Here is a 14,228-nt window from a genome sequence, read left to right on the forward strand (position 1 = left end):
CCCCGGCCGCAGGCACTACGCTCGTCCCGTGGCGCTCAAGAACATCCCGGACCCCGGTTTCTCCGACGACGACGGCTCGGCGTCCCCGGCCCTGACCAGCGCGCTGGAAGCCTGGTCGAAGGACCGCACCGCCCTCGGCCCGGTCCTCGCGGCCCTCCGGGAGGCCCGGCTCCTCGTTCCCGTCGTCGCCGTCCTCGGTGAGGTCGAGGAGGACGAGAACGGCTTGCGGCGCGAGAAGACCAGCGACATGGCCGTCCCCACCCTCAAGGCCGGTGACCGGCGTGCGCTGCCCGCCTTCACCTCGACCGACTCGCTGGCCCGCTGGGACCCCGAGGCGCGCCCCGTCGCCGTACCGCTGCACCAGGCGCTCCAGGCCGCCGCGCACGAGAAGGCCGACACCCTGGTGCTGGACCTCGCCGGGCCCGTCGCCTTCGAGCTGAGCGGCCAGGCGCTCCTGGCCCTGGCGGAGAACCGCACCAGCACCGACCCGCTCCGGGACCCGGCGGTGCTCGACGCCGTACGGGACGTGGTCGCCGCCGAGCCCGCCGTGCTCCGCGCCCACCTGGGCCCGGGCCGGGCTGACGGCACCCTCGCCCTGGTCCTCGCCCCGGACGCGGTCCCCGCCGAGGCGGCCCGCCGGGTGGCCGAGGCGCTCTCCGCCAGCGAGGCGCTGAGGGCCCGGCTGGTCGGCGGCTTGGACCTGGCCCTGCTCCCGGCCACAGCCGCCGCACCGGGGGAGCCGCTCTTCAGCCGCTGAGCCCGCGCACGCCCGTGCGGGCAGGCCGCTGAGCCCCTACGCGACCGAGCCCACCCCCCTATGAAAGGGCGGCGGGCTCGGTCGCGTACGGCCTCGGGAAACTAGCCGTAGACCGGGCCCGTGTACTTCTCGCCCGGGCCCTTGCCCGGCTCGTCCGGTACCAGCGAGGCCTCGCGGAAGGCGAGCTGGAGGGACTTCAGGCCGTCGCGCAGCGGCGAGGCGTGGAAGGTGCTGATCTCCGTGGTGGAGGCGTCCAGCAGCCCGGCCAGGGCGTGGACCAGCTTGCGGGCCTCGTCCAGGTCCTTGTGCTCCTCGCCCTCCTCCGTGAGGCCGAGCTTCACCGCCGCCGCGCTCATCAGGTTGACGGCGACCGTCACGATGACCTCGACGGCGGGGACCTCCGCGATGTCGCGGGCCATGGCGTCGAAGCCGGGGTTCTCACTGCTGGTGGGGGTCGCGTCGCTCATGCCCACACGATAAGGCCCGGACGCCGGGGCCCGGTCCCCGGGAGGCCGGGCACCGGGGGATTAGCGCCTTGGCAGGTCGGCTGTTAACCTGTAACAACGACCGGCCGGTCACCTGCGTGCCCGGCCCACAAGTGGAGGCTCCGATCTCCCACCTGGCCGTCCGAACCGGACGGCGGGTCACCGGTCAGGCGGTCCCCATCGTTCCGTACGGACGATGGAGCCGCCCGATGCGCCCCGCGGTTCACCGTGGCGGTGTTCCGGTAGTTCCAGGAGCCCCGCCTGTGTCCCGTCCGGGGCATTTTTGCGCTTCCGGCTCGGTTGGTCTTGACGTTACAGACGTTACGCGGCTGTCCGCCAGGCGGTCGCGTGGTGCTACCGAGGAGGATCCATCAGCGCCGAGCCCCGCATCAACGACCGGATTCGCGTTCCCGAGGTCCGACTTGTCGGTCCCAGCGGCGAGCAGGTCGGCATTGTCCCGCTTGCCAAGGCCCTGGAACTCGCACAGGAGTACGACCTCGACCTGGTCGAGGTGGCGGCGACAGCCCGTCCGCCCGTGTGCAAGCTCATGGACTACGGGAAGTTCAAGTACGAGTCGGCCATGAAGGCCCGTGAGGCGCGCAAGAACCAGGCGCACACGGTCATCAAGGAGATGAAGCTCCGGCCGAAGATCGACCCGCACGACTACGACACCAAAAAGGGTCACGTCGTCCGGTTCCTCAAGCAGGGCGACAAGGTCAAGATCACGATCATGTTCCGTGGTCGTGAGCAGTCCCGCCCTGAGCTGGGCTTCCGACTGCTCCAGCGTCTCGCTTCGGACGTGGAGGACCTGGGCTTCATCGAGTCCAACCCGAAGCAGGACGGCCGGAACATGATCATGGTTCTGGGCCCGCACAAGAAGAAGACCGAAGCCATGGCCGAGGCCCGCGAGGCCCAGGCCGCCCGCAAGGCGGAGCGTCAGGGTTCCACCGACGCCGCGTCCGAGGGCGACAGCGCCGAGGCTTCGGCCGACACACCTTCCGAGGCGTGACCTCCGGGGGCCGCCACCCAGGCGCCCCCCGGGTCCCCCCGGAACCCCATAGAGACTGACGCCCCTGCAGTCCGGTGCCCGCACCGTGAGGGGCGCCACTGACGAGGAGAGAACGGCGCGATGCCGAAGAACAAGACGCACAGCGGTGCCAGCAAGCGCTTCAAGGTCACCGGCTCCGGCAAGGTGCTCCGCGAGAGGGCCGGCAAGCGCCACCTGCTCGAGCACAAGTCGTCCAAGAAGACCCGCTCGCTGACCGGCACGGTCGTCGTGGCTCCGGCCGACGCCAAGAAGATCAAGAAGCTTCTCGGCAAGTGAGGCCCGGCCCCCGGACCGTTCCGGGGGCACGACCTCGATCACACCGGGACCGATTCGTTTCCGGGCCGTGTGAAGACACCCACGGCCCCGCTACAAGGAGTTAACAAGTGGCACGCGTCAAGCGGGCAGTCAACGCCCACAAGAAGCGCCGGGCGATCCTCGAGCAGGCCAGCGGTTACCGCGGTCAGCGTTCGCGCCTGTACCGCAAGGCCAAGGAGCAGGTCACCCACTCCCTGGTCTACAACTACAACGACCGCAAGAAGCGCAAGGGCGACTTCCGTCAGCTGTGGATCCAGCGCATCAACGCCGCTGCCCGCCAGAACGGCATGACGTACAACCGCCTCATCCAGGGTCTGAAGGCCGCCAACATCGAGGTGGACCGCAAGATCCTGGCCGAGCTCGCGGTCAACGACGCCAACGCGTTCGCCGCCCTCGTCGAGGTCGCCCAGAAGGCCCTCCCGAGCGACGTCAACGCCCCGAAGGCCGCCTGATCCAGGCCCCACCTTCCAGGTCGTACGTGAACCGGACCCGCAGGCGCCCGCCGCCTGCGGGTCCGGTGCGTTGCCGCCGCCGCGCCCCACGGTCGTACGCCCGCCGTACGCCCCTTCACGCGCAGACCCCATCGCCGTACGCCCCCGTACGCCGACCCCACCGCCGCACGCAGAGCAGAGAGGCCCGCCGCCGACCATGGGCACCCCCGAACTGATCTCCCCGCGCTCCCCGCGCGTCGCCGCCGCCCGTCGGCTGGCCCGCCGCAACTTCCGCGGCAAGGAGCGCAGGTTCATCGCCGAGGGGCCCCAGGCCGTGCGCGAGGCCGCCGCCCACCGGGGCGGCGACGGGCAGCCCACCCTCATCGAACTGTTCGCCACCCCCGAGGCCGCCGAGCGGTACGCCGACATCGTCGCCGCCGCCCACTCGGCGGGTGCCCGGGTCCACCTGGCCGGTGACGACGTCCTCGCCGACGTCTCGCAGACCGTCACCCCGCAGGGCCTCATCGGCGTCTGCCGCTTCCTGGACTCCCCGTTCCAGGAGATCCTGGACGCCCGGCCCACCCTGGTGGCCGTCCTGGCCAACGTCCGCGACCCCGGGAACGCCGGCACGGTGCTGCGCTGCGCCGACGCGGCGGGCGCCGACGCGGTCGTGCTCACCGACGCCTCCGTGGACCTCTACAACCCCAAGTCCGTGCGGGCGTCGGTCGGTTCGCTCTTCCATCTGCCCGTTTCCGTCGGCGTCCCCGTCGAGCAGGCGGTGCGGGGGCTCCGGGACGCCGGGGTGCGCATCCTCGCCGCCGACGGGGCCGGGGACGACGACCTGGACGACGAACTGGACGCGGGCACCATGGGGACCCCGACCGCCTGGGTCTTCGGCAACGAGGCCTGGGGGCTGCCCGAGGAGACCCGGGCGCTGGCCGACGCCGTCGTCCGCGTCCCGATCCACGGCAGGGCGGAGAGCCTCAACCTGGCCACCGCCGCCGCCGTCTGCCTCTACGCCTCCGCCCGCGCCCAGCGCCCGCGCCGCGCACCGGAGGCGTGACCCCGCTCCCCGACACGTACGGCCGGCCCCGCTCCGGACGCGCAACCCGGCTTCCCCGCGCGTACGGCCCCGCCCCGGGCACGTCACCGGGGCCCGTCCGACGCTCCGTCACCGAACGGTCCCGGCCATTGCCGTACGTCGTCCACCGGCGCACTCCCTCCGCGCGCCCCCACAGGGTGTCGCCGGTTCCCCGACGGCTAGTAGGGTGACGAACTCGGGGGCCCACTGCACCGGTTCGAGAGGTGGGGATACGGGAGTATGGCTGCTGTCGGCATGAGTTCGCCGCGACCGGCGCGCACCGCCGCCGCGCGCGTGGACGGCACCGGCATCGACCCCGACGACCTGCCCGACGGGCTCGTCGTCGCCGATGAGAGCGGCCGCGTCATCTGCTTCAACGCCGCCGCCACCCGCATCACCGCCACCCCCCGCTCCCAGGCCCTCGGCCGCCCGCTGGAGGCCGCGCTCCCGCTGGAGGACCTCAAGGGCAAGCGCTGGTGGGCGCTGACCGACCCGTACGGAGGCCTCGCCACCCGGGGCGGCCAGCCCGAGCGGAACCTCCTGCTGCCCGGCGGCCGTGAGGTGCTGGTCTCCGCCCGTTACGTACGCGAGCACCCGACCGGCCCCGTACGCCGGGTGGTCGTCTCGCTGCGCGGCACCGAGGCCCGTCGGCGTACCGAACGCAGCCACGCCGAGCTGATCGCCACCGTCGCGCACGAGCTGCGCTCCCCGCTCACCTCGGTGAAAGGGTTCACCGCCACCCTGCTCGCCAAGTGGGAGCGGTTCACCGACGACCAGAAGCGGCTGATGCTGGAGACCGTCGACGCGGACGCCGGACGGGTCACCCGGCTCATCGCCGAACTGCTCGACATCTCCCGCATCGACTCCGGCCGCCTGGAGCTGCGCCGCCAGCCCGTCGACATCGCCGCCGCCGTCGCCCGCCACATCCAGGCGCTCATCGCGGGCGGCCAGGCACCCGACCGCTTCCGGGTCCGTGCCCGCGGGCCGCTGCCCGATCTCTGGGCCGACCCCGACAAGATCGACCAGGTCCTCGGGAACCTCCTGGAAAATGCGGTGCGCCACGGCGAGGGAACCGTCACCATCGATATCGCCCCCGCACCCGCGCCGGGCGGCTGCGACGAGATGGGAACGGCTGTCACCGTGAGCGACGAAGGACCCGGCATCCCCGAGGAGTCGATGGGCCGCGTCTTCACCCGCTTCTGGCGGGGGAGCAAGCGCGGCGGCACCGGGCTGGGCCTCTACATCGTCAAGGGCATCGTCGAGGCGCACGGCGGGACGATCACCGTCGACCGGGGGACCGGCGGCGGGGCCGAGTTCCGATTTACCCTGCCCGTGAGCGCGCCCGCCTATCTGAACTAGAGGGGTCTGCGAACCAATCAGCCAGGGCGGAGTGGGGGGACGGAAGGGCCTGAGGCGCCCACGGGCTCCCCGACCGCCCTGCGGCCCTTAGACTCGACCTTTGGCACCTTTGCGTCCAGCGCTCTCCAGCCGGGTCGCGCCACCAGCCAATCGGAAGCACGGGAAGAGATGTCGGCACCGAACAAGTCGTACGACCCAGTCGAGGTCGAGGCACTGAAACCGGAAGAGATCGAGCGCATGCGGGACGAGGCGTTCGCCGCCTTCGCCGCCGCCGGCGACCTCGACGCGCTCGCCCAGGCGAAGACCGCGCACACCGGAGGTACCTCGCCCCTGTCGCTCGCCAACCGCGAGATCGGCGCCCTGCCCCCGCAGGCCAAGGCCGAGGCGGGCAAGCGCGTGGGCCAGGCCCGTGGCGCCGTCTCCAAGGCGCTGGCCGCCCGCCAGGCCGAGCTGGAGGCCGAGCGCGACGCCCGGGTGCTCGTCGAGGAGGCCGTGGACGTCACACTGCCCTACGACCGCACCCCGGCCGGCGCCCGCCACCCGCTGACGACCATCATGGAGCGCGTCGCGGACGTCTTCGTGGCCATGGGCTACGAGATCGCCGAGGGCCCCGAGGTCGAGGCGGAGTGGTTCAACTTCGACGCCCTGAACTTCGTGCCCGACCACCCGGCCCGCCAGATGCAGGACACCTTCTTCGTCCAGGGCACTACGGCCGACGGCAAGGCGACCGAGGGCGACGAGTCCGGCGTCGTGCTGCGTACGCACACCTCGCCCGTCCAGGCCCGCTCCCTCCTGGAGCGCAAGCCCCCCGTCTACGTGGTCTGCCCCGGCCGGGTCTACCGCACCGACGAGCTGGACGCCACGCACACCCCGGTCTTCCACCAGATCGAGCTGCTCGCCGTCGACGAGGGCCTCACCATGGCCGACCTCAAGGGCACCCTCGACCACATGGTCCAGGCGCTCTTCGGCCCGGACATGAAGACCCGGCTGCGGCCGAACTTCTTCCCGTTCACCGAGCCGTCCGCCGAGATGGACATGGTCTGCTACGTCTGCCGCGGCGAGTCCGTCGGCAACCCCGACCGCCCCTGCCGCACCTGCGGCAGCGAAGGCTGGATCGAGCTGGGCGGCTGCGGCATGGTCAACCCCAAGGTGCTCACCGCCTGCGGTGTGGACCCCACGAAGTACAGCGGATTCGCCTTCGGGTTCGGCATCGAACGGATGCTGATGTTCCGCCACAACGTCGAAGACATGCGAGACATGGTCGAGGGTGACGTCCGGTTCACCCGGCCGTTCGGGATGGAGATCTGATGCGCGTCCCGCTTTCCTGGCTGCGGGAGTACGTCGACCTGCCGGAGACGGAGACCGGCCGTGACGTACAGGCCAAGCTCGTCTCCGTCGGACTCGAGGTCGAGACCGTCGAGCAGATCGGCGCGGGCCTCAAGGGCCCCCTGGTCGTCGGGCAGGTCCTGACCATCGAGGAGCTGGAGGGGTTCAAGAAGCCCATCCGCTTCTGCACCGTCGACGTCGGCACCGCCAACGGCACCGGCGAGCCGCAGGAGATCGTCTGCGGCGCCCGCAACTTCTCGGTCGGCGACAAGGTCGTCGTGGTCCTCCCGGGCGCGGTCCTGCCCGGCGACTTCGCGATCGCCGCCCGCAAGACGTACGGCAAGACCTCGCACGGCATGATCTGCTCCACCGACGAGCTGGGCATGGGCGACGACGGCACGCACGGCATCATCGTGCTGCCGCCGGAGCACGAGGTCGGCACCGACGCGATCGAGCTGCTCCAGCTCGTCGACGAGGTCCTGGACATCGCCGTCACCCCGGACCGGGGCTACTGCCTGTCCATGCGCGGGGTCGCCCGCGAGACCGCGACCGCCTACGGGCTGCCGCTGCGCGACCCGGCGCTGCTGGACGTGCCCGCGCCCAACGCGTACGGCTACCCGGTACAGATCTCCGACCCGCTTCGCTGCGACCGCTTCACCGCCCGCACCGTGACCGGTCTCCAGCCCGAGGCCCGCTCCCCGATCTGGATGCAGCGCCGCCTGCAGAAGGCCGGGATGCGCCCGATCTCGCTGGCCGTCGACATCACCAACTACGTGATGCTGGAGCTGGGCCAGCCGCTGCACGTCTACGACCGCAACCGGGTCGACGGGCCGATCGGCGTGCGCCGCGCCACCCAGGGCGAGAAGCTCACCACCCTGGACGGCACCGTCCGCGTGCTGGACGCCGAGGACCTGGTCATCACCGACAACCGCGGTCCGATCGGCCTCGCGGGCGTCATGGGCGGCGCCAACACCGAGATCGCGGACGCGGACGGCGAGCACGCCCTCACCACCGAGGTCGTCATCGAGGCCGCGCACTTCGACGCGATCTCCATCGCCCGCACCGCGCGCCGCCACAAGCTGTCCTCCGAGGCCTCCAAGCGCTTCGAGCGCGGCGTCGACCCGCAGGCCGCCGCCGCTGCCGCGCAGCGCACGGTGGACCTGCTGGTCCTCCTCGCGGGCGGCACCGCCGAGGCCGGGGTCACCGAGATCACCGCCCCCTCCGCCCCGCGCACCATCGCCATGCCCGCCGACCACCCGGACAGGGTCGCGGGTGTGGCGTACGGGCGCGAGACCGTCGTCCGCCGCCTCCAGGAGGTCGGCTGCGATGTCTACGGGCAGGACGAGCTGATCGTCACCGTCCCGTCCTGGCGGCCCGACCTGGGCGAGCCGAACGACCTGGCCGAAGAGGTCATCCGCCTGGAGGGCTACGAGAACCTGCCCTCCACCCTGCCGACGCCCCCCTCCGGCCGCGGTCTCACCGACCGCCAGCGGCTGCACCGCCGCATCGGCCGGGTGCTGGCCGGAGCCGGTTTCGTCGAGGCGCTGAGCTACCCGTTCATCGGGGACGCCGTCCTGGACCAGCTCGGTCTGGAGAAGGACGACGCCCGCCGCCGTACGGTCAGGCTCGTCAACCCGCTCTCCGACGAGGAGCCCTCGCTGCGCACCACGCTGCTGCCGGGCCTCCTCGGCGCACTGCGGCGCAACGACGGCCGCGGCAGCCACGACCTGGCGCTCTTCGAGACGGGCCTGGTCTTCCGGCCCACGGGTGAGGAGACGCCCGCCGTCCGGCTGCCCGTCGACCGCCGCCCCACCGACGAGGAGATCGCCGGGCTGAACGCGGCCCTGCCGCGCCAGCCGCGCCGCGCCGCCGTCGTCCTCGCGGGCGCCCGTGAGCAGGCCGGCTGGTGGGGCAAGGGCACCCCGGCCACCTGGGCGGACGCCGTCGAGGCGGCCCGCTCGATCGCCGCCGAGGCAGGCGTGGAGGTCACCGTCCGCGCCGACCAGCACGCCCCCTGGCACCCGGGCCGCTGCGCCGCGCTGTATGTCACCGTGAACGGCGAGGAGACCCTCTTCGGACACGCGGGCGAACTCCACCCGCGCGTCATCAAGGCGCTCCACCTGCCCGAGCGGACCTGCGCCGCCGAGGTCGAGCTGGACGTCCTGGAGCAGGCCGTCGACGGAGCGCTCCAGGCACCTCGGATCTCCACCTTCCCGGTGGCGACCCAGGACGTCGCGCTCGTCGTCGCCGGGGACGTCCCGGCCGCCGACGTGGAGCGGGCGCTGCGCGAGGGCGCGGGTGAGCTCCTCGAATCGCTGCGGCTGTTCGACGTCTTCACGGGCGAGCAGATCGGCGAGGGCAACAAGTCGCTGGCGTACGCGCTCCGCTTCCGCGCCGCCGACCGCACCCTGACCGTCGAGGAGGCCTCGGCCGCCCGCGACAGCGCGGTGGCCCTGGCCGCCGAGCGCACGGGCGCCGTGCTGCGCGGGGCATAGCACCCCCTGGGCGTCAGGAAGGGGCGTATCCGGCAACCGGATACGCCCCTTCCCCTTCTCGCGCGGGCGGCGGGGGACCGCGTGCGGACCGGACACGGAACCGGGAGGAAGCGCGGTTCCGGGCCCCGGGCCGCGGCCACCCTCCTTCGTCGTCGGGCAGTGGGGCGCGCGATCCGGCGCCGTCCGCACGGCCACGGAGTATCGGGCAGGCCGGCGGTGCGGACGGCGTGGTGCGGGTCGTAGGCCTAACGAGGGGGTGCCGACGACCCGGCCGCCTGTTGCGAGGAGCCCATTCAACCGAGCCCGGTCCCCGTGCGGCAGAGTGCACAGCGGGAGGGTTCGGGCATTCCGTTCACACCCCGTGTGAATCGTGCTCCACTAGGCTCGTCGCGACACGCACCTGGGGGGACGATGGAGCCGAATGTCCTGCTCGAATCCCTGATCGACGAGGCCGGGATGTCCCGGGCGGGGCTCGCCGGTCACATCAACCGGGCGGGCCGGGCCAGAGGCCTGAGCCTGCGGTACGAACATACGGCGGTCTCCCGCTGGCTCAAGGGACAGCGGCCGCGCGGCCAGGTGCCCGACCTGATCTGCGAGGTGCTGGCCGCCCGGCTGACCCGCCCGGTGGCGCTCGACGACATCGGCATGGGAGCCTCCGGTGGCTACGGCACGGGGACGGCCTCCCGCCCCGTCTCTCTCTCCGGCTTCGTCGACCGGGCCACCGCGCTCTGGCGCTCCGACGAGCAGCAGCGCCCCGAACTGGCCGCTGTGCCCGCCGTGACCGGCACCCCGGCGGTGATGCCGGTCTGGGAGTGGGAGAACCCGCCGGAGGACACCGACGTCTCCCGCCCCGGTCCCGGGCGGGTCAGCCCGGCCGCCATAGAGACCCTCCGCTCCGCCCGCGACCACTACGAGCAGCTGTACCGCAAGGCGGGCGGCATCGCGACGAGACCCCGGGTCGTCCGCTTCCTCAACGCCGAGGCCGCACCCCTGCTGCGCGGCGGCCACAGCGACGCGCTCGGGCGTCGGCTGCACCGGGCCACGGCGGCCCTGGTGGCGGTGGCCGGCATCTGCGCGTACGACTCCGACGCCCACGGTCTCGCCCAGCGCTACTTCCACCAGGCGCTACGGCTCGCCAAGTCCAGCGGCGACCGGGCGCTCGGCGGCTATGTGATCGCCCTGCTGACCACCCAGTCCCTCTTCCTCGGCGAACACCGCCGCTCCATCGCCTTCGCCGAGGCCGCGCTGCGGGCCGCCGGGGGCCACATCAGCCCGGCACTCGCCGCCGACCTCCACGCCATGCAGGCCAAGGCGTACGCGCAGCTCGGCGACGCGGTGGGCGCCCGCGCCTGCATCGCGCGGGCGCAGGCGCAGGCGGGCCGGATCCACACGGGGCGGGAGCCGGACGAGACCGGGTACGTCCAGCCGGGCCTGGTCGACGTCCAAGTGGCGGAGGCGCTGCTCAGCCTCGGGGATCTGGACGCGGCACGGGAGCACGCGGCCTCCGCCGTGCGCGCCCCGGCGCACGACCGGGGGCGCGTACACCGGCTCGCCATGCTCAGCCATATCGAGCTGCTCCAGGGCGAACCGGACCGAGCAGCCGGTACGGCGGCCGAAATGGCCGAGCGGGCCCGGGGGATGGAGTCCCAGCGGTTGCGCGACCGGCTGCGCCAGGTGGGGCGGGAGCTGGCGCAGAGCGGCTGCCCCGACGCCGTACAGACGGCCGATCTCATCGGCGGGGCGCTCCGCGTGCCCCTGTGAGCTGCGCCGCGCATCCCGTCGTCCGTTCCGCTTCGCGTCCGACCCTGCTGGCATGTTGCCCCCAACATGTCGAAAGGTGTCAGAAACGTGCAGTGGACGAACCTGAGCGAACAGAATGTTTACGAGAACCGTTGGTTCCGGGTGAACCTGGCGGATGTCGAGCTGCCCGACGGCAGTCACCTGGACCACTTCGTCATCCGGCTCCGGCCGGTCGCGGCGGCCACCGTCGTCAACGAGGCGGACGAGGTGCTGCTCCTGTGGCGCCACCGCTTCATCACCGACAGCTGGGGGTGGGAGCTGGCCGCCGGGGTCGTGGACGAGGGTGAGGGCATCGCGGCGGCGGCGGCCCGTGAGATGGAGGAGGAGACCGGCTGGCGCCCCGGTCCGCTGCGCCCGCTGCTCACCGTGGAGCCCGCCAACGGCCTCACCGACGCCCGCCACCACGTCTTCTGGGCGGAGGAGGGGCGCTACACGGGCCCCCCGAAGGACGCCTTCGAGTCCTCACGCCGTGAGTGGATACCGCTGAAGCTGATCCCGGACATGGTCGCCCGGGGCGAGGTGCCCGCGGCCAACATGGCGGCGGCGCTGCTGATGCTGCACCACCTGCGGCTGGGCTGAGGAGGGCACGGGCCTCGCTCCCGTACGCGAGGGGAGCGCAAGCCGCCTCCCGTACGGGAGCGAGGGGGCGCGGACCCCGCTTCCTGACACACGAGGAGCCGGCCCCCGGATCGTCCGGGACCGGCTCCACGAAGTGAGGGGGAGGCTCAGGCGTACGGGTAGAAGCCAGACCCCGTCTTGCGGCCGAGGCGGCCCGCGTCCACCATGCGCTGGAGCAGCGGGGGAGCGGCGTACAGCGGCTCCTTGTATTCCGCGTACATCGAGTCCGCGACCGAGGCCACGGTGTCCAGGCCGATCAGGTCCGCGAGCTTCAGCGGCCCCATCGGGTGGGCGCAGCCCATCTCCATGCCGTTGTCGATGTCCTCGCGGCTCGCGATGCCCGACTCGAACATCCGGATCGCGGAGAGCAGATACGGGATCAGCAGCGCGTTCACGACGAAGCCGGACCGGTCCTGGGCGCGGATCGCGTGCTTGCCCAGCACGTCGTGGACCACGGCCTCGGCGCGCTTGATGGTCTCGTCCGACGTGGTCAGCGCCGGGATCAGCTCGACCAGCTTCTGGACGGGCGCCGGGTTGAAGAAGTGGATGCCGATGACCCGGTCCGGACGCGAGGTCGCGACGGCCAGCTTCACCAGCGGGATGGAGGAGGTGTTGGAGGCGAGGATCGCGTCCTGCCGGACCACCACCTGGTCCAGGACCTGGAAGATCTCCGTCTTGACCTGCTCGTTCTCCACGACGGCCTCGATGACGAGGTCGCGGTCCGCGAACTCCCCGAGGTCGGTGGTGAAGCTGAGGCGGCCCAGGGTCTCGTCCCGCTCCTGCTCGGTGATCTTGCCGCGTTCGGCGGCCTTCGAGAGGGAGTTGTGCAGCCGGGTGCGGCCGATCTCCAGCGCCTCACCGGTGGTCTCGGCGACCTTGACCTCAAGGCCGCTGCGGGCGCACACCTCCGCGATCCCTGCGCCCATCTGGCCACAGCCCACCACCCCGACGCGTGCAATGTCGGCCATAGAGTCCGTCACCTCGTGCCTTTCGCTCTTCTCCGCAGTGCAGGGTCCCGTGTGATTCCGGTGCCCGCCTCGACCCCACGACGTTACTCCGCGATCCGACCCCGGTGACCCGCGGGTCGGACGGCTACGAAAGGGCATCATCCGGTTACGTACAGCGATGGGGGTGACGGTCGACGTGAAGGGACGAGTGGCGTATGCGACGTGGACGCGGTGGACGTGGAGGAATGACCCGGCGGTCGCTGGTGGCGGGCGCGGCGGGACTGGTGGCGGCGATGACGACGGGCGGTGACGCGGCGGCTCTCTCGGTGTCTCCTTCCGTACGAGGAGGGGGCGGCGGCGAGGACCGGTTCGCGCGGGCCGAGATGCGCGGCGTCTGGATCGCCACGGTCGCCAACCTGGACTGGCCCTCCAGGCCCGGCCTGACGGCGGCGGCCCAGCGGGCCGAGCTGACCGCCCACCTCGACCGGGCCGTCCGGCTGCGGCTCAACGCGGTGGTGCTCCAGGTCCGCCCCACCGCCGACGCCCTCTGGCCCTCCCCGCACGAACCGTGGGCCGACTGCCTGACCGGCGTCCAGGGCAAGGACCCGGGGTGGGACCCGCTCGCCACCGCCGTCCGCGAGGCGCACGCCCGGGGCCTGGAGCTGCACGCCTGGTTCAACCCGTACCGGGTGGCCAACCACACGGACCCCGCCCGTCTCACCGCCTCCCACCCGGCCCGGCTCCATCCGGAGTGGGTCCTGCCGTACGGCGGGAAGCTCTACTACAACCCCGGACTCCCGGAGGTCCGCCGCTTCGTCCAGGACGCCATGCTGGACGCGGTCCGCCGCTACGCGGTCGACGCGGTGCACTGGGACGACTACTTCTACCCGTATCCGGTGGCGGGCCAGGAGTTCAAGGACGGTGCCGCCTACGCCCGGTACGGCTCCGGCTTCCCGAACCGGGCCGCCTGGCGCCGGGACAACGTGGACCGGCTGGTGCGCGAGATGGGCGAGCGGATCCGGGAGACCCGGCAGGGCGTCCGGTTCGGCATCAGCCCCTTCGCCGTCTGGCGCAACGCGGCGACCGACCCGCGCGGCTCCGACACCCGGGCGGGCGTCGAGACCTACGACGACCTGCACGCCGACACCCGTAAGTGGGTCAAGCAGGGGTGGATCGACTACATCTGCCCGCAGATCTACTGGCACATCGGCCAGACGGCCGCCGACTACGCCAAGGTCCTCGCCTGGTGGAACGCGACCGTCCGGGGCACCGGCGTGGACCTGTACGTGGGGGAGGCGCTGTACAAGGCGGGGGACCCGGCCCAGGCCGCGCCCTGGCAGGACCCCGCGGAACTCTCCCGCCACCTCACCCTCGCCCGCGACCACGCGGAGGCGGCCGGGCACATCTTCTTCTCCGCCAAGCACGCGGCGGCGGATCGGATCGGCGCGATGGCCCGCGTGGTGGCCGACCACTACCAGGAGCGGGTGCGCGCACCGCGCTGAGCAGCGAAGCGCGGACAGGAAGGGGCCGGGGCCGCTCGGACCCCGGCCCCGGTCCTGATGCGCC

The 14,228-nt window shown here is 72.4% G+C and carries 13 protein-coding genes; 11 read left to right on the forward strand and 2 right to left on the reverse strand.

The window, feature by feature from the left end; all coding sequences use genetic code 11:
* The first annotated feature begins 28 nt into the window (after positions 1-28).
* Positions 29-757 carry an SseB family protein gene (locus AC0682_RS01030; RefSeq protein WP_254812946.1) on the forward strand — a complete coding sequence of 243 codons (729 nt, stop codon included), beginning with the start codon at positions 29-31 and terminating at the stop codon, positions 755-757.
* Positions 758-858: 101 nt separating this feature from the next.
* Here the strand turns inward: AC0682_RS01030 and AC0682_RS01035 are convergent, their stop codons facing one another.
* Positions 859-1,224, reverse strand: coding sequence for a DUF1844 domain-containing protein (locus tag AC0682_RS01035; RefSeq protein WP_018487849.1), 366 nt, complete (start codon positions 1,222-1,224; stop codon positions 859-861).
* Positions 1,225-1,612: 388 nt separating this feature from the next.
* On the opposite strand from AC0682_RS01035, the gene infC reads away from it, so the two are divergent.
* The 9 genes from infC to AC0682_RS01080 all read left to right on the forward strand — a co-directional run bounded on the left by infC (position 1,613) and on the right by AC0682_RS01080 (position 11,676).
* Positions 1,613-2,251: a translation initiation factor IF-3 gene (gene infC, locus AC0682_RS01040; RefSeq protein WP_254813294.1), complete on the forward strand. Its 639-nt coding sequence runs from the start codon at positions 1,613-1,615 to the stop codon at positions 2,249-2,251.
* 120 nt (positions 2,252-2,371) lie between these two features.
* Positions 2,372-2,566: a 50S ribosomal protein L35 gene (gene rpmI / locus AC0682_RS01045; RefSeq protein WP_019762413.1), complete on the forward strand. Its 195-nt coding sequence runs from the start codon at positions 2,372-2,374 to the stop codon at positions 2,564-2,566.
* A gap of 107 nt (positions 2,567-2,673) precedes the next feature.
* Positions 2,674-3,057, forward strand: coding sequence for a 50S ribosomal protein L20 (rplT, locus tag AC0682_RS01050; RefSeq protein WP_018103794.1), 384 nt, complete (start codon positions 2,674-2,676; stop codon positions 3,055-3,057).
* Between the two features lie 196 nt (positions 3,058-3,253).
* Entirely contained in the window at positions 3,254-4,099 is an 846-nt protein-coding gene (locus AC0682_RS01055; RefSeq protein WP_254812947.1) for a TrmH family RNA methyltransferase, read from the forward strand.
* Positions 4,100-4,372: 273 nt separating this feature from the next.
* Positions 4,373-5,476 carry a sensor histidine kinase gene (locus tag AC0682_RS01060; protein WP_478530367.1) on the forward strand — a complete coding sequence of 368 codons (1,104 nt, stop codon included), beginning with the start codon at positions 4,373-4,375 and terminating at the stop codon, positions 5,474-5,476.
* A 168-nt stretch (positions 5,477-5,644) separates the two neighbouring features.
* Positions 5,645-6,784: a phenylalanine--tRNA ligase subunit alpha gene (gene pheS / locus AC0682_RS01065; protein ID WP_254812949.1), complete on the forward strand. Its 1,140-nt coding sequence runs from the start codon at positions 5,645-5,647 to the stop codon at positions 6,782-6,784.
* Positions 6,784-9,297, forward strand: coding sequence for a phenylalanine--tRNA ligase subunit beta (gene pheT, locus AC0682_RS01070; RefSeq protein WP_478530369.1), 2,514 nt, complete (start codon positions 6,784-6,786; stop codon positions 9,295-9,297). Before pheS ends, pheT begins: the two co-directional genes overlap by 1 nt.
* A 411-nt stretch (positions 9,298-9,708) precedes the next feature.
* Positions 9,709-11,058 (forward strand): transcriptional regulator, encoded by a 1,350-nt coding sequence (locus tag AC0682_RS01075; protein ID WP_478530371.1) that lies wholly within the window; start codon positions 9,709-9,711, stop codon positions 11,056-11,058.
* An 87-nt stretch (positions 11,059-11,145) separates the two neighbouring features.
* On the forward strand, positions 11,146-11,676 hold the full coding sequence (locus tag AC0682_RS01080) for an NUDIX domain-containing protein (RefSeq protein WP_478530373.1): 531 nt from the start codon (positions 11,146-11,148) through the stop codon (positions 11,674-11,676).
* Between the two features lie 146 nt (positions 11,677-11,822).
* Here the strand turns inward: AC0682_RS01080 and AC0682_RS01085 are convergent, their stop codons facing one another.
* Complete coding sequence (locus AC0682_RS01085) at positions 11,823-12,683, reverse strand: 3-hydroxybutyryl-CoA dehydrogenase (protein ID WP_478530375.1); 861 nt, start codon at positions 12,681-12,683, stop codon at positions 11,823-11,825.
* A gap of 224 nt (positions 12,684-12,907) precedes the next feature.
* Here AC0682_RS01085 and AC0682_RS01090 point away from each other — a divergent pair, with 224 nt between their 5' ends.
* Positions 12,908-14,164: a glycoside hydrolase family 10-like protein gene (locus AC0682_RS01090; protein WP_478530376.1), complete on the forward strand. Its 1,257-nt coding sequence runs from the start codon at positions 12,908-12,910 to the stop codon at positions 14,162-14,164.
* Positions 14,165-14,228 lie beyond the last annotated feature (64 nt).

This window comes from Streptomyces sp. NPDC043746 (genome assembly GCF_056436485.1).